18 protein-coding genes are annotated in these 21691 nt (G+C 56.0%); 8 read left to right on the plus strand and 10 right to left on the minus strand.

The genetic code is table 11. The annotated features are described in order from the left end of the window. Positions 1–33 precede the first annotated feature (33 nt). From ACT3UM_RS05565 to nhaD, 4 genes are all read left to right on the plus strand, one after another. Entirely contained in the window at positions 34–1143 is a 1110-nt protein-coding gene (locus tag ACT3UM_RS05565; RefSeq protein ID WP_498897219.1) for an FAD:protein FMN transferase, read from the plus strand. Between the two features lies 1 nt (position 1144). Next, complete coding sequence (gene glmU / locus ACT3UM_RS05570) at positions 1145–2515, plus strand: bifunctional UDP-N-acetylglucosamine diphosphorylase/glucosamine-1-phosphate N-acetyltransferase GlmU (protein WP_498896851.1); 1371 nt, start codon at positions 1145–1147, stop codon at positions 2513–2515. 149 nt (positions 2516–2664) lie between these two features. Next, positions 2665–4491 carry a glutamine--fructose-6-phosphate transaminase (isomerizing) gene (gene glmS, locus ACT3UM_RS05575; protein ID WP_498896853.1) on the plus strand — a complete coding sequence of 609 codons (1827 nt, stop codon included), beginning with the start codon at positions 2665–2667 and terminating at the stop codon, positions 4489–4491. Positions 4492–4649: 158 nt separating this feature from the next. Further along, the gene (nhaD, locus tag ACT3UM_RS05580) at positions 4650–6116 is read left to right on the plus strand and encodes a sodium:proton antiporter NhaD (RefSeq protein WP_498896855.1); all 1467 of its coding nucleotides are present in this window, start codon (positions 4650–4652) and stop codon (positions 6114–6116) included. A gap of 191 nt (positions 6117–6307) precedes the next feature. On the opposite strand, the gene ACT3UM_RS05585 is transcribed toward nhaD, so the two are convergent. From ACT3UM_RS05585 to ACT3UM_RS05595, 3 genes are all read right to left on the minus strand, one after another. Next, complete coding sequence (locus ACT3UM_RS05585) at positions 6308–6907, minus strand: CBS domain-containing protein (RefSeq protein ID WP_498896857.1); 600 nt, start codon at positions 6905–6907, stop codon at positions 6308–6310. A 134-nt stretch (positions 6908–7041) separates the two neighbouring features. Further along, on the minus strand, positions 7042–8424 hold the full coding sequence (locus ACT3UM_RS05590; protein WP_498896860.1) for an ATP-binding protein: 1383 nt from the start codon (positions 8422–8424) through the stop codon (positions 7042–7044). After that, positions 8421–9101: a response regulator transcription factor gene (locus tag ACT3UM_RS05595; protein ID WP_498896862.1), complete on the minus strand. Its 681-nt coding sequence runs from the start codon at positions 9099–9101 to the stop codon at positions 8421–8423. Before ACT3UM_RS05595 ends, ACT3UM_RS05590 begins: the two co-directional genes overlap by 4 nt. 169 nt (positions 9102–9270) lie before the next feature. Between ACT3UM_RS05595 and ACT3UM_RS05600 the strand changes: the two genes are divergently transcribed. Together ACT3UM_RS05600 and ACT3UM_RS05605 are read left to right on the plus strand one after the other, a co-directional pair. Further along, complete coding sequence (locus ACT3UM_RS05600; protein ID WP_498896864.1) at positions 9271–10212, plus strand: GNAT family N-acetyltransferase; 942 nt, start codon at positions 9271–9273, stop codon at positions 10210–10212. A 255-nt stretch (positions 10213–10467) separates the two neighbouring features. After that, on the plus strand, positions 10468–11337 hold the full coding sequence (locus ACT3UM_RS05605; RefSeq protein WP_498896866.1) for a c-type cytochrome: 870 nt from the start codon (positions 10468–10470) through the stop codon (positions 11335–11337). A gap of 93 nt (positions 11338–11430) precedes the next feature. Here ACT3UM_RS05605 and rep read toward each other — a convergent pair whose 3' ends face one another. Continuing rightward, a complete protein-coding gene (gene rep / locus ACT3UM_RS05610) occupies positions 11431–13500 on the minus strand; it encodes a DNA helicase Rep (RefSeq protein WP_498896868.1) in 2070 nt (689 codons plus the stop codon). A gap of 79 nt (positions 13501–13579) precedes the next feature. Here rep and ACT3UM_RS05615 point away from each other — a divergent pair, with 79 nt between their 5' ends. Continuing rightward, positions 13580–14050 (plus strand): tRNA (cytidine(34)-2'-O)-methyltransferase, encoded by a 471-nt coding sequence (locus ACT3UM_RS05615; RefSeq protein WP_498896870.1) that lies wholly within the window; start codon positions 13580–13582, stop codon positions 14048–14050. Here ACT3UM_RS05615 and pyrE read toward each other — a convergent pair whose 3' ends face one another. Beyond that, entirely contained in the window at positions 14051–14716 is a 666-nt protein-coding gene (pyrE, locus tag ACT3UM_RS05620; protein ID WP_498896872.1) for an orotate phosphoribosyltransferase, read from the minus strand. A gap of 141 nt (positions 14717–14857) precedes the next feature. Between pyrE and ACT3UM_RS05625 the strand changes: the two genes are divergently transcribed. Next, positions 14858–15625 (plus strand): exodeoxyribonuclease III, encoded by a 768-nt coding sequence (locus ACT3UM_RS05625; RefSeq protein WP_009286323.1) that lies wholly within the window; start codon positions 14858–14860, stop codon positions 15623–15625. Positions 15626–15746: 121 nt separating this feature from the next. On the opposite strand, the gene rph is transcribed toward ACT3UM_RS05625, so the two are convergent. From rph to ACT3UM_RS05650, 5 genes are all read right to left on the minus strand, one after another. After that, on the minus strand, positions 15747–16469 hold the full coding sequence (gene rph, locus ACT3UM_RS05630; protein WP_498897221.1) for a ribonuclease PH: 723 nt from the start codon (positions 16467–16469) through the stop codon (positions 15747–15749). Between the two features lie 140 nt (positions 16470–16609). Beyond that, a complete protein-coding gene (locus ACT3UM_RS05635) occupies positions 16610–18166 on the minus strand; it encodes an FGGY family pentulose kinase (protein ID WP_498896874.1) in 1557 nt (518 codons plus the stop codon). Positions 18167–18179: 13 nt separating this feature from the next. Beyond that, a complete protein-coding gene (locus tag ACT3UM_RS05640; protein ID WP_498896876.1) occupies positions 18180–19169 on the minus strand; it encodes an ABC transporter permease in 990 nt (329 codons plus the stop codon). Next, a complete protein-coding gene (locus ACT3UM_RS05645) occupies positions 19166–20164 on the minus strand; it encodes an ABC transporter permease (RefSeq protein ID WP_498896878.1) in 999 nt (332 codons plus the stop codon). The genes ACT3UM_RS05640 and ACT3UM_RS05645 overlap by 4 nt, the downstream gene beginning before the upstream one ends. Further along, entirely contained in the window at positions 20157–21644 is a 1488-nt protein-coding gene (locus ACT3UM_RS05650; protein WP_498896880.1) for a sugar ABC transporter ATP-binding protein, read from the minus strand. The genes ACT3UM_RS05645 and ACT3UM_RS05650 overlap by 8 nt, the downstream gene beginning before the upstream one ends. Between the last annotated feature and the right edge of the window lie 47 nt (positions 21645–21691).

Below are 21691 nucleotides of genomic sequence, written 5' to 3' on the forward strand. Positions count from 1 at the left end.
CGCAGTGCAAGGTGGCGACGTACATTAACCGCGATGGGCCTTCTGTTGGGCTTAGTGATCAGCGTGGCCGGTTGCTCAGAGAGCGATCGCCCGCTGGAACCTCCGGTACGCTTTGAAGGCAATATTTTTGGCACCTTCTATCAGGTGACCATTATGGATCCGCTTACACAAGGCGAATCCCTTGAGTTGGAAGCGGGTTTCAAAGCCGAGCTGGAGAGCGTTGACCAGGCGATGTCCACCTACCGGGATGACTCTGAGCTGATCGCGTTTAACGAGGCCCCGTTGGAGGAGTGGCAGCCGCTCTCCAATGAACTCATTGAGGTGTTGGCGATCAGCCAGTCGGTGGCCGAAGCCAGCCACGGCGCTTTTGATATTACCGTCGGCAATCTGGTTAATTTGTGGAGCTTTGGCCCTGGCGCACGACCTGAAAAGGTGCCCGCCGATGATGTCCTGGCCGATAAGCTTGCCCAGATAGGTTTTGATGCGGTGGAGGTCGATACGCAAAATATGCAGGCACGGCGTACCCGCGATGTGTTTGTCGACCTGTCTGGGGTGGCCAAAGGCCATGGTACTGACCGGGTAGCCGCTTACCTGAATCAGCAGGGCATAGAGCACTACTTAGTCAATATTGGCGGTGAAGTGATTGCCCGCGGAGTTCGCGATGAGGATGAACAGACACCTTGGCGAATTGGCATTGAGGTACCTGAAGATGGTCAGCAGCGTGCCCAGCATATTATTCCGCTAGAGAGCATGTCGGTGGCTACCTCCGGCGATTACCGCAACTATTTTGAAGTCGACGGCCAGCGCTACTCTCACACCATTGATCCGCGTACAGGGCGGCCAGTAACCCATCAGCTTGCATCGGTATCGGTGTTTCATCCATCCAATGCCTGGGCGGATGCCTGGGCAACAGCGCTACTGGTAGTAGGCGAACAGGACGCTATGAAGATGGCCATCGAGAACGACCTCAAGGTACTCCTGCTGGTGCGTGATGGAGAGCAGTGGCGCAGCATTGCTAGTCCTGAATTTGTTAACTATTTCGGTGAAACACTGGTTGATGAACTGGGCATTGAACAATTTTCATCCCCTTCATTATCAGCCACCGAGACAGCGCCTGCCGTCCAACCGGAAATAGGTGAATAACATGCAAGAACTGGATATTGTCATTCTCGCCGCGGGTAAAGGCACGCGGATGCATTCGCAAATTCCCAAGGTGCTCCACCCCCTGGCGGGCAAGCCTATGGTGCAGCATGTGCTGGACACAGCCTCTGGGTTACAGCCTGAACGAACCCATGTGGTGATTGGCCATGGCGCTGACCAATTGCGCGAAGCGCTGGGAGAACAGCCCGTAAAGTTTGCCGTGCAGACTGAACAGAAGGGCACCGGGCACGCGGTAGCTCAAGCGCTGGAGCAGCTGGGGAGCGGCAAGGTATTAATCCTTTACGGCGATGTCCCCTTGCTGCAGCGGGAATCGCTGAGCGAACTGTTAGCCTACGTGGATGAACAGCACATGGGGCTATTAACGGTGACGCTAGCTGATCCCACCGGCTATGGGCGGATTGAGCGCAATGACGTAGGCGATGCCGTGGCAATTGTTGAGCAAAAAGATGCCAGCAGTGCCCAGCTTGCCATCACCGAATGCAATACCGGCATTATGGCCATGACCAGCGCCCAGCTAAAACGCTGGTTACCACAGCTCTCATCCAATAATGCCCAGGGAGAGTATTACCTGACCGATGTGATTGCCATGGCAGCGGCGGAAGGTACCAAGGTATGCACTGCCCAGCCAGCCAGCGCTGTTGAAGTGGAAGGCGTCAATAATCGGGCGCAAATGGCCCGCTTGGAGCGTGTTTATCAGCGCCAATTGGCTGATAAGTTAATGGCACAGGGAGTGGCACTTGCCGACCCTGAACGGCTCGATGTGCGTGGGCGCCTGACTTGCGGTCACGATGTGTTTATTGATGTGGGCTGCGTATTTGAAGGCGAGGTTGAGCTAGGTGAAGGCGTGCGGGTTGGCCCTTACTGCGTGATTAAAAACAGCACCATTGGGGCAGAAAGCGTCGTCGATACCCATAGTGTGATAGAGCGCACCGTGGCGGCGGGCCTTAACCAGATTGGTCCCTTTGCGCGGTTACGTCCCGGCACGCGGCTGGCGGTAAAAGCCAAGGTGGGCAACTTTGTTGAAACCAAAAATGCTGATGTGGGGGAAGGCAGCAAAATTAATCACCTAAGCTATGTTGGTGATGCACGCTTAGGGCGTGACGTGAATGTGGGAGCAGGCACCATTACCTGCAATTACGACGGGGCTAACAAGCACTTCACAGAAATTGGTGATAACGCCTTCATCGGCTCGAATACCGCCTTGGTAGCGCCGGTAACGGTAGGTAAAGGCGCCACTGTCGGGGCAGGGTCCACGATTGCCAAGGATGTCACCGATTACGCCTTGGCAGTTACCCGTGGCCGCCAGTTAGAAAAAATTGATTGGCTACGGCCCAGTAAACGCATAGAACCATAGCTTTAAACAGAGCTCTGAGGATACATAGCGCTAAATATAGTTCTAAACATCGTGCCAAGAAGCATTAAAAAGCCGTATTCCTATCTCACCGTCGGGGTAATACCGTTTTAGGCGTTTTATAGGTTCGTAAAAAACTCAGGAGATTCATTATGTGTGGCATTGTGGCCGCCGTTGCCCAGCGCAACGTCCAAGAAATTCTATTAGAAGGACTAAAACGCCTGGAGTATCGCGGCTACGATTCGGCGGGTATGACGGTGTTGAGTGAGGGTGTATTAACCCGTCATCGTGCGCTTGGTAAAGTGGCGGCGCTTGCGGCACGGTTGGATACTGCCTCACTACCGGGTTTTTCGGGTATTGCCCACACCCGCTGGGCCACCCACGGTAAACCCTCTGAGGCCAATGCGCACCCGCATCACAGCAGTGATCAGGTTGCCGTGGTTCACAACGGCATTATTGAAAACTACGAGGCTATAAAAGAGAGTCTCCAGCGTAGCGGTTATACGTTTAGCTCCGAAACCGATACCGAAGTGATTGCTCACTTACTCTCTGAAAAGCTGGCTGATGGGCTTACACTGTTTGATGCTACTCAGCAGATTGTTAACGGCTTGGGCGGCGCCTACGCGCTGGGAGTAATGAGCGTTAAAGAGCCTGGGGTCGTGGTGGGCGCACGTCAGGGTAGCCCGCTAGTGGTTGGTGTGGGGATTAATGAGGCCTTTTTAGCTTCTGACCCACTAGCGTTACTGCCGGTGACGGATCGCTTTATTTACCTTGAAGAGGGCGACTTGGTTGAGCTTCGTGAGCAGGGCGCGATTCGCATTGTAGATCGCCAGGGTAACGACGTTGAGCGCCCTATTCATACCTTTGAACACGGCGATGGCGCGGCCAGTAAGGGCGAGTACCGTCACTATATGCTTAAGGAAATTTTTGAGCAGCCAAAGGTGATCGAGGCAGCGTTAGAGGGACGGTTGAGCGCAAATAGCGTGTTGGTGGAGAGCTTTGGTCCGGATGCCCAGGCGCTTTTCCAGCGCACTCGCCAGGTACATATCATTGCCTGCGGCACCAGCTATCATGCGGGGATGGTGGCGCGTTATTGGTTAGAGCGCTACGCGGGCGTGCCGGTGCAGGTAGAAGTGGCCTCTGAGTACCGCTACCGCCACCCGGTGGTACCCGAAGGCACGCTGTTTGTCACACTCTCCCAGTCGGGAGAGACGGCAGATACGCTGGCTGCGCTGCGCTTTGCCAAAACCCTCGATTACATCGGCACGCTGGCGATCTGTAACGTTCCCGGTAGTTCGCTGGTGCGTGAGTCTGATATTACCCTTATGACCCGTGCGGGCCCTGAAATTGGCGTGGCCTCCACCAAAGCCTTTACCACTCAGCTGGTAGCGCTAATGCTGCTGACGCTTTCGGTCAGTAAAGCTAAAGACCAGGCTGAATACCCGGATATTATCGCCGCGCTGCGCACGCTGCCCGAAGTTTGTCAGCGGGTACTGGCGCTGGATAACCAGATTGAAACGCTTTCCCAGGCGTTTGCTGAAAAACATCATGCGCTCTTCTTAGGGCGCGGTGCCCACTACCCTATCGCCCTGGAAGGCGCGCTTAAGCTCAAAGAGATCTCTTACATTCATGCCGAAGCGTATCCGGCCGGGGAGCTAAAGCATGGCCCGCTGGCGCTGGTGGACAGCGAAATGCCGGTGATTTCAGTCGCCCCCAACGATGATCTGCTGGAAAAGTTAAAATCCAATCTTCAGGAAGTCCGCGCCCGCGGTGGCCAGCTGTTTGTATTTGCCGATGAGAGCGTGGGTATCGATACTCAGGAAGATATTCGTGTACTGACCCTGCCCCACGTGCACGAAGCGCTAGCGCCGCTGCTGTATACCCTGCCGCTACAGCTGTTGAGTTACCACGTCGCGGTTCTCAAAGGCACCGATGTTGACCAACCCCGCAACCTAGCCAAAAGTGTCACGGTGGAGTGATTGAGACGTCAGACTTTCGATTGAGTTAAACCCATAAAAACGCTTTACAAGATGCGGCAATCAGTCGCATCTTATGCGTCGCCGTTGCGTTGCAGCATGTGGTTAGGGTGCTTATGATCGTGGCGGTCTTTCCTCCCTTCTGATTGGATAACATTGCTATGAAACCACCAAACGTCCTCGTAACCCGGCATTATGCTAGCCGGGTCGCTTGGCTGTTGCTCGCCTGCACGCTTTTTGCCTTTCCTTCCCTCTCTTATGCCGCCGCCGGGCCCCTTGATCTTACTCTCTCGCTTGCCGGTATCTCTTCTGTCGTGATCTTCGTGCTCGCCTACGCGTTGGTGATGAGTGAAGAGCTACTGCATATGCGTAAATCTAAGCCGGTACTGGTCGCAGCCGGGCTTATCTGGGCGCTAGTGGCTTGGGTCTATGTACAAGCGGGGATGCCGGAAGAGGCGGAAACCGCCTTCCGTGAAACGCTGCTTGAGTACGCCGAACTGCTGCTGTTTTTGCTGGTCGCGATGACCTATATCAACGCCATGGAAGAGCGCCGGGTATTTGATGCGCTGCGTTCCTGGCTAGTGCGTAAAGGCTTCAGTTACCGCACGCTGTTCTGGATCACCGGTGTTATGGCATTCGGTATTTCGGCGATCGCCAACAATATGACCACCGCTATGCTGATGTGCGCCGTGGTACTCAAAGTGGCCGAGGGTGATGATAAGTTTATCGGCCTTTGCTGTGTCAACGTGGTGGTCGCCTCTAATGCGGGTGGTGCCTTCAGTCCGTTCGGTGATATCACTACGCTAATGGTGTGGCAGGCCGGACAAGTACCGTTCGAAGGCTTCTTCGCACTGCTGCTTCCCGCGGTGGTTAATTTCATGGTGCCTGCGGTCATCATGAATTTCTTTATCGTCAATCGTCAGCCTGCCTCGCTAAAAGAGAATGTCTGGCTTAAGCGTGGCGCGCGGCGCATTATCGTGCTGTTTTTAATCACCGTGGCCATCTCAGTATTATGTCACTCGGTGCTACATTTACCGCCGGCCATGGGCATGATGTTTGGTTTGGGCCTACTGCAGTTCTTCGGCTACTACCTGCGCCGCAGTTTGCCACGTTCCCTTGAGCGCAAGCGCGAGCGCTACTCCCGCCGGGGTGATTGGAAGAAGCTGGAGCAGCTCGGCAGCGTGGTTCCCTTTGATATTTTTAGCCGTATTGCGCGCTCCGAGTGGGATACGCTGCTGTTTTTCTATGGGGTGGTGATGTGTGTCGGTGGCCTTGGCTTTATGGGCTATCTCAGCCTGCTTTCCGAAACGCTCTACGGCAGTTGGGACCCGGTCTGGGCCAACGTGGTGCTGGGGCTTATCTCAGCGGTAGTCGATAACATACCGGTCATGTTTGCGGTACTTTCCATGGCGCCGGATATGACGGAGGGTAACTGGCTGTTGATTACCCTTACCGCCGGTGTGGGGGGGAGTCTGCTTTCGATGGGCTCCGCTGCGGGGGTTGCCCTTATGGGCCAGGCACGCGGCATCTATACCTTTGCCGTTCACCTGCGTTGGGTGCCCGCTATTGTATTAGGCTATGCTGCTAGCATCGTCGTGCATCTATGGATCAATGCCTCCTTGTTTTAGAAAACACTGTTTTAAAAAACAATGTTCTAGAAAATAATGTTTCATAAGAGCAGACCCTAGTCGGTCTGCTCCAAACAGCAGTCGTTGTGCACAACCTAAAACGCCCTTCACCGAGGAATCGGTGAAGGGCGTTGTGTTGTATGCATCCAGTCATTAAAGGCGGTTAACCTAAAACGGTCAGCGGTGATACGTTAGAGGTCATGGCCGGTAATGACCTGGCAAATCTCCGCAAAGCTCTTGGCCCTGGGTACTGGGTTAATCTCTTTATCCACCGCACTCTGTATATTGCTGGCTGAAATAATGCCGCGGATTCTAAGTTCATGTTTGTCGTTTTGTTCGGTGATTAACAGGTGTTGCTCGGTGAAGGCTTCCATCGACATCACCAGATCTTCGATTGTCAGTGAGCCCAGTTGGGCGACGGGCATGGCGCTAAGCTTGTGCCACGGGGTCATAATCATTTCTGCCGTTATATCTTCACGCGAGAGATTGCGCTGCTGCATGGCTAAATTAATACGTCGAGTGCCAATCATCTCTTTTGAGGTAATAATGCCGATACAGTGTGCTTGGTGATCCATAACAAATAGCAGTCTTACACCGCTATAACGCATCTTGAGGTGAGCCTCGTCGATGGGGGTATCGGCGTCAACCGATTGAGGCGCCACTTGGGAAAAATCGGTCAGCACGGTCATGGCGGGGCTAGTGGGCAGTAGTCTACGCGCTGCAGGCTGGGTCAGCAGTGGCGCTGAGCCTAGTTGAATTAAGGGTTTAGCAGAAAAAGTGACTTGGTTCATCAGGGTACCTCCATATGGAGAAAAGGGGGAGCCGTTGGTATCTGGCTCACCATGCAACTCCACAGTTGCACGCAATTCTTATCGCAACCTTAAGAGACCCATAAATAGCGTTATCATGCCGACAGCAGCTACGGTTACTGACTGAGAGGCGGTAGCTCAATCTTTACGCGCAATCCTCCGCTGGGAGCCTCATCCAACTGTAGGGTGCCGCCGTGACGCGTAACCAATCGCTCAACGATGGAAAGCCCTAACCCTGAACCAGCGCTGGGGCCTGCGCGCTGAAAACGCTCAACGACTTTTTTACGCTCATTGATGGGTATACCGGTTCCCTGATCATCCACTATTAATACAAAGCCCGATGGCGTCGTCGTAAGGGTGATGCTTATCACACTCTGGTTAGGCGAGTGCTGGATGGCATTACCGACCAAATTCTGCACCAGCGTTTCAATGGCGCCCGGTTCTTCTAGCATTGACCAATCCGCCTGCTCATTGGCGTTAAGCAGCAACTGCTGTCCGCGCTCTGCGGCCAGTGGCGAAAGTTTGGCCAGGCTCTCACGCACCTCGCTAAGTAGGTGGCTAGTGCGGTACTCGGGGCGTGCCTCCTCTTCAGGCTCCAGGCGAGCCAGGGTCAATAGCTGGGTAACCAACCGGGTGGTTCTTGCGACGCCATCGCGCAGGTGGTTGAGTGCCTCCTGTCGGTCTTCGCGGCTGTCGGTAGTCAGGGCGTTCTGAGCGTGTAGGTCGAGTACCGCTAAGGGCGTTCGTAGCTCGTGGGCTGCATCGGCAATAAAACGCTTTTCGCGTACGCGCATGACGCGGATTCGTTCTAACAGGCGATTAAGTGCTCCGGCGATGGTATCTAACTCTTGGGGTAGAGGGCTAAGCGTTAAGGGCTGCAAATTATGCGGATCGCGACTGCGAATCTGCTCGGCCATGCGCGATAGTGGTGCTAAGCCCCAGCCAATCGACCACCACAGCAGGGCGGTGAGCAGCGGCAGGCCAATCAAGTCGGGTAATAGGGTGCGTAACGCTACCGCCCTGATCAGTTCGCCGCGTACGTCTTCCCGCTCACTCACCACAATCTGCTGGTTGGCGTTGGATATTTCAAGTCCATAGATGCGCCATTCCACCTCATCGATAGAGCGACTGGTGAAACCCGAGGGGATATCGGCCAGCGGCGACTCGGGGGCATTGGCCGAGCGTAGCAGGAGACGACCCTCTTCCCAGAGTTGAAAGCCCAACTGGCTATCCGCACGGTATCCTGCAAAGCGCCGATTAGATCTCGCCGCACCCCCGAGGGCATTTTCTAGGCTGCTCAGCAGCTCGCCGCGCGCTTCTTCCGGCAGTGAGGTTTGCAGCAAACCTGCTAATAAGCGCGCGTCTTGCTCAAGACTGGCGTCGTACAACGCTTCAATTTCATGGGCAGCGTAGCGGTAGCTGATAAAGCCAATCGCCAGCATGCTAATACCAAACACCAGCAGCGCTAGCCCCAGGGTACGTTGGCGAATAGAGCTCATGGGGAGTCGTCCTGATCGGCTTTATCCATGACGTAACCAATGCCGCGCAGGGTGCGAATCAGATGAGGAAAGAATTTACGCCGCAGATGGTGCACATGGACTTCAATCGCGTTGCTCTCTACATCTTCATCCCAGCCATAGACCAAGCGGGTTAGCGTATCGCGGGTGAACACGCGTCCAGGATGGCTCATAAATTCTTGTAGTAGAGTCAATTCACGCCGTGATAACAGCACAAGCTTCCCTTGGTAGCTAACCTGCATGGTCAAAGGGTCCAGGCGAATACCTCGGCACTCCAAGGCACTGTTGACTTGGTCGCTGCTACGCCGCAACAGGGCGCGCAGGCGGGCTTTTAATTCAGCGACTTCAAACGGCTTGGTTAAATAGTCATCGGCACCCGCATCTAACCCCGCGATGCGTTCGTCAACGGCGTCCCGGGCGGTTAACACCAAAATGGGGACGCGATTGCCCTGCCGCCGCACGGCTTCCAGTACCTGCATACCATCCATGCGTGGCAGCCCCAGGTCGAGAATGACCGCATCAAAGGGTTCGCCTTCCTTTAATGTGGCCAGGGCGGTAACGCCATCGCTAAGGTGATCCACGGTGAAATTCTCGGGCTTTAATGCCAAGCGAATGCCCGAGGCTAAGCTCGGATCGTCTTCTACCAGCAAAATACGCATGGTGGGTTGGTTACTCCTTCAAAACAATCGCCCCCATGAAACCTTGAAATAAGCACTGACAAGGGTGGCGTGCAAAGGCTTAGGCAGTCAGGATGAGGTTATAAATTGTAGGCTAATAACGTAGCACGCTTTACACCTCCTTCGGAGTTCAGCCTTTGATTGATCAGCCATGACGCATTCCACCTCAAGCACCCCGGAGGTAATGCTTTGCCCACCCGATAAGCGACGCGAAGCACTACTGCAGTTGGCTGCTGCTCATGACCCCGAGCAGCAGGCAGTGCTCAGCACTGCTTTAAAGAGTATGTCGACTGCCTCAGGCGAAGAGTGGCAGGGACTATTGGTAAACTATCAGGAAGCGCAAATAAAAGGCGCGATCTGGGTACAGCTTTTGCCAGAAAACATGGCGCAGCTGTGGTTACCGTTGCCCGGTGTGGAAACAGAGCAAATCCACGCGCTGTTAAGTGCCGCCCACGCATGGGTAAAAACGCACAATATTCGCCTGTGCCACTTGGAGCTGCCACCCCAGGCAGGCATATCAGAAGCGCTGTTAGTTGAGCATGGCATGCTGCGTTTGACCTGCTTGGAGCATTTAACCGGCAGCAGTCACCGCCGCTTAGCGATGAATGAAGCGATGCCGCTGTCTTTGCAGCCGTTTGGCGAACTTTCAGAACCAGAACAGTTGGCCCTGCTGGCCGCGGTGGGGCAGGATTCACTGGATAGCCGACCCCTGCGCGACGTACTCTCCATTAAGGAGCTACTGGCGGGGTTTTATCAGCAGGATCCCCAGGCACCGCAGCATTGGTACGCCGTTGGTTATCAAGGCGGTGTGGTGGGCGTGCTATTGCTGGCGCCGCGCCCGGCGCTAGGCCGTTGGGAGCTAATGCTCATGGGACTAATACCGGATTGGCGTGGCCAAGGTTTGGGCCGTTCGCTATTAAATAAAGCCCTCGAACTTGCCCAGCAGGCAGGTGTGCAGGCGGTTATGCTGGCAGTCGATAACGTCAATTTACCGGCCAAACGTCTCTACCAGCAGGCCGGTTTTGTGCGCTACGCACAACAGCGTTTATTAGCGTGGAAAGGGGGTGGCGAGAGGGGCGAAGCGCCAAAATAAAGCCTAGATAGTACCTATGGATCATATAAGCGCGCTTAGTAGCATTTTCTTGCGCTTTACGTTGCCGGTATACTAGTTCTATACGCACGTCTTGGCGTCTCTGCGGTGCATCGTTGATGTTGGCGCTGCCACACATAGGGTTTGAGACAGTGTTTGAGACAGTGTTTGAGACAGTGTTTGAGAGAGCGTTTGAGATAGCTTGAGACAGAGATTAAGAAAAAAACGATTTATGACAATACTCAAGAGGTGGTGAGAGTGAAAGCTAAGCTGATCATGAGCGGGCTGGCGGCCCTCGGCGTCATGGCGGGCACATCAGGTGCTTACGCTCAAGACGCCGCACGTGATGCGATTGCCGAGCGTTTGGCGCCGGTAGGGCAACTCTGTTTACAAGGCCAAGACTGTGGCACCGCAGCGGCACCGGCGGCAGCCGCTAGCAGTGGCGGTGATATCGACGGTGAAGGTATCTACGGCAATGTGTGTAGTGCCTGCCACGAATCCGGTGCTGCGGGTGCCCCTATCCGTGGCGATGAAGAGGCATGGGCCGAACGCACTGAACAAGGCTTTGCTACGTTGTTAGACCACGCTATCAACGGTATTGGCGCCATGCCAGCGAAAGGTGGTAATCCCAACCTTTCCGATGAGGAAGTAGAAGCGGCGGTCGCCTATATGGTTGAGCCGGTTATGGAAGTGCCCGAGTTGAGTAGTGGAGACGAAGCTGCTGCAGAAGACGGCGAAGCCTCTAACGACGAAGGTGCCGCTGCAGAAGAGACCGCCGCTGCTGAAGGTGAAGAAGCGGCAACCGAAGAAGTAATGGCTTCAAATGACGACGCAGCGAGTGAAGAGGACGCGGCCGCTTCTGAAGAGGCGAGTGGCGGTAGCGATTTAGATGGTGAAGCACTGTATGCAAGCTCTGGCTGTGTGGCTTGCCACGCATCCGGGGTAGCTGGTTCGCCGATGTTGGGCGATTCTGAAGCTTGGGCAGCGCGGTTGGAGAAGGGCGCTGACGAGCTCTACGCCAGCGCGATTAACGGCATTGGTGCTATGCCCGCTAAAGGTGGCAACCCCAACCTTTCTGATGAAGAAGTGATGGCCGTTGTCGATTATATGATGTCAGAAGCTCAGTAACGGCACACAGCACAGCAGATTCATAGCTTAGCCATCTTATCCACAGGGTGTTTTCGTCACCGCCCTGTGGGTATTTTTATAGCTCCCGCTTGATCAGCCTAGCAGCGAGCGCAGCCCGGCAATGGCATCTTTGCCGCGAGCCTGTTTTTTCTCTGGGTCTTCTTTATCGGCACGCCCTTCCCACTCCAAATCCTCTCCAGGCAGCTCGTCTAAAAAGCGGCTGGGCGCACAGTCCATCAGCTCACCGTAGGCTTTGCGCTGGCGGGCAAGCGTCAAGGTTAGCGTACGCCGTGCTCGGGTGATGCCCACATAGGCGAGCCGCCGCTCCTCCTCTACGGTGCCCACCTCAATGGCGTTACGGTGGGGCAGTAGGTCTTCCTCGAGTCCCATCAAATAAACGTGGGGGAACTCCAGCCCTTTAGAGGCGTGCATAGTGAGTAGCTGCACGCGATCGGAGTCATCCTCTTCCGCCTGCTGCTCCAGAATATCGCGCAGTACCAGGCGTGAAATCGCCGCTTCCACGCCGTCAGTTTCCGTATCGGTGGAGTCAGTATCGTCTTCCGGATCGCGGTTAAGCGACTTCTCTAACTGATCGATCAAAATCCATACGTTGGACATGCGCCGTTCCGCCACGGTGGGTGCACTGGCGTTTTGATACAGCCACGCCTCGTAATCCATATCCCGCAGCATGTCGCGAATGGCGGCAATCGCATCGCCCTGGTCCATGCGCTTACGCACGCCATCAATAAAGTGGGTAAAACGGCTTAAGCGCTCCGTAGCTCGGGTCGGTAGTACTTGCTCTAATCCCAGCTCATGGCAGGCGGCAAACAGCGAAATCGAGCGTTCAGTGGCGTAATTGGCAAGCTTCTCGACGGTGCCAGGGCCCACTTCGCGGCGCGGCACGTTCACAATGCGCAAAAAGGCGTTGTCGTCGGCGGGATTAATCAGCAGGCGCAGGTAAGCCATGGTGTCTTTAATCTCGTTGCGCGAGAAAAACGACGTACCGCCGGAGAGCTTGTAAGGAATCTGGTAGTGCTGCAGCTTAAGTTCCAACAGCCGCGCCTGGAAGTTACCGCGATACAGCACCGCAAAGTCGCGCCACTCGGCTTTCTCTTTGATACGCCGGGTGAGCATTTCGCTGGCGACCCGCTCAGATTCAGCCTCTTCATGGCGATTCACGATCACCCGAATAGCCGCGCCGTCACCCATATCGGACCACAGGGTCTTTTCGTAAACGTGGGGGTTATTGGCGATCAGCGTGTTGGCGGCGCGCAGTATGGTGGCGGTAGAGCGGTAGTTCTGCTCCAGTTTGATGACTTTCAGGCGCGGGAAATCTTCCCCTAGGGTAATCAGGTTCTCAGGCCGTGCGCCGCGCCAGGCGTAAATCGACTGGTCATCGTCGCCTACTACGGTAAAGGTGGAGCGCTCCGCCATAAGGAGCTTCACCAACAGGTACTGGGAGACGTTGGTGTCCTGGTACTCATCCACCAGCATGTAATGGATTTTGCGCCGCCAGCGCTCGAGCGCTTCCGGATCGTTCTTGAGCAATACCACCGGCAGCAGAATCAGGTCGTCGAAATCCACTGCGTTGTAAGCTTTTAAATGGCGTACGTAGGCTTCATACACCCGTGCGGCAAAGTGCTCATCGTCATCAGCCGCAAACGAGAGCGCATCGCTGGGCAGCACCAAGTCGTTCTTCCAGGTGGAAATTTTGCTCTGCACGGCGTTGATCTGTTCGGCATCCACCTGGGCATCTTTGTTCATCAAATCGCGCAGCAGCGCTTTGGCGTCTTCTGGATCAAACAGCGAAAAGCCCGGTTTGTAGCCCAGGGTTTTCAGCTCGCCGCGGATAATGTTCAGCCCCAGGGTGTGGAAGGTGGAGACCGTTAGCCCGTGGCCCTCTTTGCCATGGAGCATTTGACCCACACGCTCTTTCATCTCCCGGGCGGCTTTGTTGGTAAAGGTCACCGCCGCGATCCTGCGCGCGCTCATCCCACACTCTTGCACCAAATAGGCAATTTTAGTGGTGATCACGCTGGTTTTACCGGAACCTGCACCCGCCAACACCAGGCAAGGGCCATCAATGTAGCGCACGGCTTCCTGCTGGCGCGGGTTTAGCCCTTTGATGCGGCTAAGAATGCTCTTGGGCGTGGCAGGCGTCATGGCGTCGGTGGTCCTCTACGAGTGTTGCTAGGCGTTTTCGATTACAATCGGCAAATGCATGATAAACAGGCAGGTGGAGATGTTTGAAGTAGCGCTTTTTGAACCGCGTATGGCGCCCAATACGGGCAATATCATGCGCTTGGTGGCCAATAATGGTTGCCGGTTACACCTGATTGAGCCGCTGGGCTTCGACCTGGAAGAGAAAAAGCTGCGTCGCGCCGGGCTGGATTATCGTGATCTCGACAACGTCACTCGCCATGCGGATTTTAGCGCCTTCCAAGCAGCGATGCAGGGGCGGCGCATCTGGGCGATCACTACCAAAGGTACGCGCAGCTACAGCGATGCCGACTTTACCCCTGGCGATGTGCTGCTATTCGGCTCGGAAACCGGCGGACTTTCATCCCAGGTGCACGAAGCGCTAGACGCTGAGCACAAGCTGCGTCTGCCCATGCAGCCTAATAACCGTAGCCTGAACCTCTCCAACGCCGTGGCTATTGTGAGCTACGAAGCGTGGCGCCAGCAAGGCTTTACTGGCGCAGGGCAAGCCTAATCAGCGAGTAATGCCGTAGCGGTCGCGATACGCTCTAATCGCTTCGGCGTAGGCAAGCATTTCTCCACCAGCGTGCTCTTCAAGGTAAGTGAGTACTTGCTCTAAGGTGACGATACTCACTACTGGCATGCCGTACTGAGCCTGGACTTCCTGAATAGCACTCTGTTCGCCCTGACCGCGCTCCTGGCGATCAAGCGCGATGATAACGCCAGCGGCGCGGGCACCGCTCTGCTCAATCAACGTCATCACTTCACGAATCGCGGTGCCTGCGGTAATCACATCATCAATGATTAAAATATCGCCTGCTAAAGGTGCGCCAACGATATTGCCGCCTTCACCGTGGGTTTTGGCTTCTTTACGGTTGAAGGAGTAGGGCATATCCAGATCGTGATGATCGGCCAAGGCCGCCGCTGTAACGGCCGCCAGCGGAATACCCTTATAGGCCGGGCCAAACAGCACATCGGCGTTTAAATCGCTATCGACAATCGCCTGAGCGTAAAAACGCCCCAGCTTGGCCAGCGCACGGCCGGTCTGAAACAAGCCGGCGTTGAAAAAGTAGGGGCTAACTCGGCCGGATTTAAGCGTAAACTCGCCAAACTTAAGCACGCCCTGCTCAATGGCAAAGGCAATGAAATCGCGCTGGTAGGGTTGTAGAGTGGTAGCCACGGCGTTCCTCACTAGGCGGTAGGTTTAAATCGGCACGAAAGCAACAATAAAAGTAGGGTAAATGGCAAGTTTTAGCTGCTGCCTTTACCCAAACGTCTAAACGTCGGGTATCATACAGCAGCGACGCAAAAGGGACGATTTATGAAAATTGCCAGCATCAATGTCAATGGTATTCGTGATGCCGTCGATCGTGGCTTCCTGGACTGGCTGGCTCAGCAGGATGTCGACGTAGTCTGCGTGCAGAACATCAAGGCAAAAAGTTTTGAACTGGGTGACCACATTCTCTATCCGGAAGGCTACGAAGGCTACTTCCTGGATGCCGAGGAGGATGGTTTCTCCGGTGTGGCACTCTATTGCCGCAAAATTCCCAAGGCGATTATGTATGGCCTTGGGTTTCCTCAGTGCGATCATGAAGGACGTTTTCTGCAGGCGGATTATGAACGCTTCAGTATCGTCTCTTTCCTGATGCCGGATGGAAGTGACCAAAAAGCCAAACAGGCGTTTATGGAGCAGTACCAGGAGTACCTGACGAAGATGTCGCGCAAACGCCGCGAATACATCCTCTGTGGTACCTGGCATATTGCCCATAAAACCGTCGATTTGGCCAACTGGTCGGATAACCAACTGACCTCAGGCTTTCGCCCGGAAGAGCGCGCCTGGATGGATCAGGTGCTTGGCCCCACCGGGTTTATCGACACCTTCCGCGAAATTAACCGCGATGCAGGTGAATACACCTGGTGGCCGAAGCTTGACCAAGACGTGCCCCGTGAGCGCCAGGAAGGCTGGCGGATCGACTATCAGTTAGTCGGCCCCAACTTCCGTCGCCACGTGGTTGACGCGTGGATCGATTACGATGCGACCTTCTCCGAGTTCGCACCGCTGATCGTTGAGTACGACCTGGCGCTCTAAGTGCTAGACAACGCACTTTTCCCGCGTCGCCTGTCGCCCTTGCTGATTAGCCGGGGTGACAAACAACAGGTCAGCTAAATGCTGGCCTGTTGTTTTTTTTACGCCTTACTTCTCACCTTCATTACCCGCGAATTCCCAGCGTTTCGCGCTGCTTCTCGCGCAGCTCATCACCGGCTTTTTCGGCCAAATCCAGCATCGCGTTCAACTCGGCACGGGTAAACGCACCCGCCTCGGCGGTACCCTGCACTTCGATCAGTTCGCCGCTTTCGGTCATTACCACGTTCAAATCGGTATCGGCTTTGCTGTCTTCCGGGTAGTCCAGATCCAGCACCGGCACGCCTTTATAAATGCCTACGGAAATGGCGCTGACCAACTGCTTGAAGGGGTCGCTTTTAATCTTCTTTTCACGCTGCAGATAGCGAACGGCATCCATCAGCGCCACGCAGCCACCAGTAATCGCCGCGGTGCGGGTACCGCCATCGGCCTGGATTACATCACAATCTACGGTAATGGTGAACTCACCGAGCTTCTTCAAATTCACCGCGGCGCGCAGGCTGCGACCAATCAATCGCTGAATTTCCAGCGTGCGGCCGCCTTGCTTACCCTGAGTCGCTTCGCGGTTGCTGCGCGAGTGCGTCGCGCGGGGCAGCATGCCGTACTCAGCGGTTACCCAGCCCTGATTCTTGCCGCGCAGCCAGCGCGGTACAGTGGCTTCTACGCTGGCATTGCACAGCACTTTGGTATCACCAAACTCCACCAGCACCGAGCCTTCCGCATGGCGGGTGTAGTCGCGGGTTAAGCGAATGTCGCGGAGCTGGTCGGCCTCGCGGCCGCTGGGGCGCACAACATCAGGACGCTTAGCACTGCTCACAAATAGTACCTCTCAATAAACGCACAACTAGGAAAAGCCCTCCATTGTACACGTCTGAGGGTGCGCTGATTGGCTTAACGACCAGCTAGCGTCAAGGCATTACTTTATTTATGTCAATTGAGGCGTCCAGTGTAGAGCGCTTTGAAGGCAGTATAGCGAGCCGCATGCAGTTCATATGCACCTGAATCAGGCTCTAATACCTGCTCGCCCGGGGATAGGTCGTTCGCAACGCTCAAGACGTCGCCATCGGTCTTTGCCGCCATCGCCGCCACGGCTGCCCCAAGCAGCACGGGTTCGGGCGCATCAGAAAGGATAACTCGGCAGCCGGTACCGTCGGCATAGAGCTTGCGTAGCAATGCCGAGCGGCCATGACCACCGCTTAAGTGCAAGGTATCAATGGCGTAACCATGCGCGTTCAGCCGCTCGATAATCGCACGGGTGCCATACACCAGCGCGGTGGCGGCAGCCCAGTAGACCTTAATAAAGCTCTCCCGCGGCGTATCTAGCGTGAGCCCGGTAATCGCGCCGCGAATTTCCGGGTCTGCTAGTGGAGAGCGGTTACCGATGAAATCGGGGCAGACGTGGGTATGCGGCGCAGGGTCGCCGTTTTCCAGGCGCTCAAGCAGCAACTCGGAGAGCGTGCAGTGCACATCTTCGCCAAATTCGCTGCCCGCGGCGAACATCGCGACTAAGTGATCCAGCAGCGCGCCGGTGATACTCTGCCCGCCTTCGTTGGCGACAAAACCGCTGCACAACGCGCCGGGATAAGGGCCCCACACGCCGGGCACCTCGCGCCGTTCGGGCTGGGCGCCGATATGGCAGGTGGAGGTGCCGCCTATCACGGCAAGACGACGCTCGGGAGCATCAGAAAGGCTTCTTCCTAACGTGCCGAGCGCTCCGGCATAGGCATCAATCATGCCCACTGCAAAGGTGCAGCCGGTGGTTAGGCCCAGCTCTGCCGCCGCCGCTTCTGTCAATTGCCCCAGTGTTACCCCAACGGGCCGCGCTTGGTCAGGCAGCCGTGCGCGCTCAAGAACATCCTGCATCTCTATCTGAGCTAGAAAATCTTTATCCCAGCCATGACCAGGGCGAGGATCAAACGTCCACTTGCAGGCGAGCATGCACACCGAACGCTCGGTGGAATCCGTGCATTTAAAGCCCAGCCAGTCGCCAAGATCACCGGCGTAGCCAATCTGGGCATAAAGTTCTGGGCGGTGGCGCTTGAGCCACATCAGTTTGGGCATCTGCATCTCGGGGGACATGACGCCACCCAAGTTAGCCAGTGGCGCGGCGTGGGTGGCCGTGCACTCAGCGGCTTCGGCGGTTGCACGGTGATCCATCCAGACAATGATATTCCACGCTTCATCACCGGGTGAGAGCTCAAGCGGTTGACCCTGCTGATCCAGAAGGACGAGCGAGCAGGTGGCGCTTACCGACATGCTGGTGATGGAATCGGGCGCTACACCGGCAGCCTCGCGGGCGCGCCGGGTCGCGCTGCATACCGCGCGCCAGATATCCGTGGAGCTCTGCTCCACGTGATGCTCGGCAGGGCGATGCATTGCAATCGGTGTTTTCGCTTCGGCAAGCATCACGCCATCCGGCGTGAAAATGCCTGCTCGGGCGCTGCCAGTGCCGATATCGATGCCTAGAACATGTTCTTGATGACTCATGGGAAAACCTTACTCACGACTGTTTAATAAATGGCATACGCAGTGCCATTACAATAATTAGAAAAGCCCCCCATACCGCGGTGGCCAGATGCTGGCTGGCGCCCATCAGGTTCATACCCGAGGCGATTACCTGCAGGCTCATCAAACCCAGCACCAGGGGGAGTACGCGGCCAAAGCCGCCAAAGGGGTTCGCCCCGGCCAGAAAACAGGCCAGCACGGTAATCAGTAGGTAGCTCTCGCCGTGGCCTACACGTACGGAGTTAAAGCGGGCGAGCATCACCATACCTGCGAGGCCAGCGAGCAGACCGGAAATCGTGTAGACGGTGATCAGCACACGCTTGACGTTAATGCCCGAGTACTCGGTAGCGCGGGGATTGGAGCCGAGCATATAAATCGAGAACCCGGTGCGGGTAAAGTGCATCACGTACATCAGCCCAGCGGCGGCGGCGAGAAAGATCAGCATGGGAATGGGCACGCCCAGAAAGCTTCCGCTACCGATGGTTTGAAATACCTCAGGCATACCTGAAATACCGCCGCCGCGAGTTAAAAACTCGCCCACACCCTGGAGAAAAATCATCGCACCTAGCGACACCAGAATGGGATGCGCGCCCACATAGGCGACGATAACGCCGATTAAAAAGCCGGCGGCAGCGCCCACGACGAGCCCGACCATAATCGCCATGGGAACACTGAGTATGCCCAACCCCGCCAGCAGCCCCTGCACCAGCCAGGCGGTGGTGAGCCCGGCAATATTGGCGGTAAAGGTAACCGAGAGGTTGAGCCCGCCGGAAATAATCGGTACCAGCATTGCCAGCGACAGTAGCCCAAGCTCTGGCAACTGCATCGACATGGAACGGAAATTAGTCGCGGAGAGAAACCCCGGGGCCAGCAGCGAGAAAAACACGATGCTGATGATCAAAAGGGCCGTCATGGCCATCACTTCTATGCTATCTCCACCCAGGCGCATGCCAGCACTGGATGGCGTGTTCAGCGGCTTATTCATACGTTTTGCGCCCTGGTTGAGCGGGGCAACAGGTTGCCCAGATTACTGGTCGTGATCGCGATCAAAATAATTAACCCGACAATCATGCGGAAAGCGTAGGGCGTTACGCCCAGCAGGTTAAGGCCGTTTTGCACCACGGCGAGCAGCAGCACGCCGAGCACCGCACCCAGCACCGAACCGCGCCCACCGCCTAGCGTTGCCCCGCCGAGCACTACCGCGGCTAAAATTGGCAGTTCCTGGCCGATCAAGGCGTTGGGCACCACCTCTTGCACAATATGCGCCTGCATAAGGCCTGCCACGCCTGCGCATAGCCCCAGCCAGCCGTAAGCGAAGGCGTGGATTTTCCACACACTTACGCCCGAACGGCGCGCGGCCTCGGGGCTTGAGCCAAAGCCATACACCGCACGCCCGAAGCCAGTGCGAGCCAGAATGAACCAAGTGAGTAAGACCATTACTGCCATGACCGCAGCGGGGAAGTAGAGCGTGGCCGAACCGCGCTCGGCGGGTAGGTCGAGCAGAGGAATCGAGTAGTAGAGCCAGTCGGGAATAGCGTAGATCGATACCCCGCCAGTGAAGTACATCAATAGCCCGAAAAACAGGTTAAAGGTGCCGATGGTGACGATAATCGAGACAATACGAAAACGGTGGATGAGCAGCGCATTAAACAGCCCCAGTAGGGTGCCCACCAGCATTGAGAGTAAGATGCCTAGCGGCCAGCTGCCGCCGCCCAGGGTGTCAATAAGCAGCGTCATCACCACGTACTGCACCACCGAAGCCGCCACCGCGAAGGAGATATCGATGCCCCCCGCGATGAGCACGACCACCAGCCCCACGGCAAAAATGATATTGACCGACTGATTGTTAAGCAGGTCAAACAGGTTCTGAACAGTTAAAAAACTGTCGGTGATCAGTGCCAGCACCACCGAAAGCGCCAAAATGATGCCTAGCAGCACCCCTTCAGTGCTGATACGTTGGCGTGATAACAGGTTACGCATTGATGATCGCCTCCAGCGCTTCTTCCGTGGTTTCAGAGGGGATCACCTCGGTCGCGATACGCCCCTCGCGCAGCACCAGCGCGCGGTCAGTATTCATCCAGATTTCCCCCGCTTCGTCGGAGATCAAAATAATCGCCACGCCCTGGTCGGCAAGACCGCGGATGATCTCGAAGATCCCCGCTTTAGCCCCCACATCGACGCCAATCGTTGGGCAGTCGAGAATCAGCACATCGGGCTCGGTCGCCAGCCACTTGGCAAGCGCAATGCGCTGTTGGTTGCCGCCAGAGAGCGACGAGACAGCCAGTTCAGCATCACTTACCTTGGTTTTAAGCCGCTCTATCCAGTGCGCGGTGAGCGCCTTAATGCGCTGGGGAGAGAGAAAAAAGCGCGGTTTCTCAAGCGTCGGTAGCACCGTTACAGCGGTATTCATATTGATCGACTGATTTTGCACTAGGCCAAGATGGAGCCGGTCTTCCGAGAGGTAAGCGATCTTATGGCGCACGGCGTCGCGGTTGGAGCGCAGCTTGAGCGGCTTGCCATCCTTGTGAATCTCGCCCGATGTGGGCTTTGTCATGCCAAAAAGGGTGTGGGCGATTTCGGTGCGCCCCGCACCCAGCAAGCCGGTTAAGCCGAGAATTTCCCCGCGGTGCAGGGTAAACGAGATATCTGCAAACTCGCCTTCACGAGTCAGTTGCTTAAGCTCCAGTACCGTTGCGCCTGTATGCGTTTCAGCCCGGGGGGTGAACTTCAGCTCAAGACCGGTCATCAGCGTGGAGAGCCGCGCCTGGGTCATTCCCTCGGTGGGGTAGGTGCCCACCAGTTGGCCGTTACGCAGTACGGTTACCCGCTGGCACACTTCCAGCACTTCCGCCAAGCGGTGGCTGACCAGCACAATAGAAATGCCCTTTTCTGCTAGCGAGCGGGTAATCGCCAACAGCGCCTGCACCTCTTTGTAGGTGAGCGAGGCGGTGGGCTCATCCATAAAAATAATGCTGGCCCCTGCGCGCAGCACGCGGCAAATGGCGACCAACTGGCGGCGGGCAATCGAAAGGTCTTCAACACGGGCCGTGGGATCCAGTTTCAAACCAAACTGCTGAATAATCTCGCGCGATTGCTGCAGCGCCTTGTTATACGAAATGGGCCGCCACGGCTTAGAAACGTAGTCATCAAAGACGATATTTTCCGCGACAGTGAGGTGTGGAAAGAGCGCTAGATCCTGCCAGATGACGTGAATGCCTCGGCCGCGCGCCTCCAGCGGGCTAATGGCAGAGAGGGTTTCATCACCAAAGGTGAACTCAACACCCGGCTCGGGCTTGTAAACGCCGTTGATAATTTTAATGAGGGTACTTTTGCCGCAGCCGTTTTCGCCCGCCAGGCACATAACCTCACCGCGGCGAAGTTCGAATTCGACATCATCCAGCACCCGGCTTTGCCCGAATACCTTGCTAACATGACGCGCGCGAATCGCGATCTCGCTCATCGGCGGCTCCTCTCTAGACATGACGGCTCTCTTAACATAACTGCCGC

Source organism: Halomonas sp. AOP13-D3-9 (assembly GCF_052379125.1).
Lineage (GTDB): Bacteria > Pseudomonadota > Gammaproteobacteria > Pseudomonadales > Halomonadaceae > Vreelandella.

Coding starts and splice junctions, on each gene's coding strand:
- ACT3UM_RS05565 (WP_498897219.1), top strand. CDS start 34: ATGGGCCTTCTGTTGGGCTTAGTGATCAGCGTGGCCGGTTGCTCAGAG.
- glmU (WP_498896851.1), top strand. CDS start 1,145: ATGCAAGAACTGGATATTGTCATTCTCGCCGCGGGTAAAGGCACGCGG.
- glmS (WP_498896853.1), top strand. CDS start 2,665: ATGTGTGGCATTGTGGCCGCCGTTGCCCAGCGCAACGTCCAAGAAATT.
- nhaD (WP_498896855.1), top strand. CDS start 4,650: ATGAAACCACCAAACGTCCTCGTAACCCGGCATTATGCTAGCCGGGTC.
- ACT3UM_RS05585 (WP_498896857.1), bottom strand. CDS start 6,907: ATGAACCAAGTCACTTTTTCTGCTAAACCCTTAATTCAACTAGGCTCA.
- ACT3UM_RS05590 (WP_498896860.1), bottom strand. CDS start 8,424: ATGAGCTCTATTCGCCAACGTACCCTGGGGCTAGCGCTGCTGGTGTTT.
- ACT3UM_RS05595 (WP_498896862.1), bottom strand. CDS start 9,101: ATGCGTATTTTGCTGGTAGAAGACGATCCGAGCTTAGCCTCGGGCATT.
- ACT3UM_RS05600 (WP_498896864.1), top strand. CDS start 9,271: ATGACGCATTCCACCTCAAGCACCCCGGAGGTAATGCTTTGCCCACCC.
- rep (WP_498896868.1), bottom strand. CDS start 13,500: ATGACGCCTGCCACGCCCAAGAGCATTCTTAGCCGCATCAAAGGGCTA.
- ACT3UM_RS05615 (WP_498896870.1), top strand. CDS start 13,580: ATGTTTGAAGTAGCGCTTTTTGAACCGCGTATGGCGCCCAATACGGGC.
- ACT3UM_RS05625 (WP_009286323.1), top strand. CDS start 14,858: ATGAAAATTGCCAGCATCAATGTCAATGGTATTCGTGATGCCGTCGAT.
- ACT3UM_RS05635 (WP_498896874.1), bottom strand. CDS start 18,166: ATGAGTCATCAAGAACATGTTCTAGGCATCGATATCGGCACTGGCAGC.
- ACT3UM_RS05640 (WP_498896876.1), bottom strand. CDS start 19,169: ATGAATAAGCCGCTGAACACGCCATCCAGTGCTGGCATGCGCCTGGGT.
- ACT3UM_RS05645 (WP_498896878.1), bottom strand. CDS start 20,164: ATGCGTAACCTGTTATCACGCCAACGTATCAGCACTGAAGGGGTGCTG.
- ACT3UM_RS05650 (WP_498896880.1), bottom strand. CDS start 21,644: ATGAGCGAGATCGCGATTCGCGCGCGTCATGTTAGCAAGGTATTCGGG.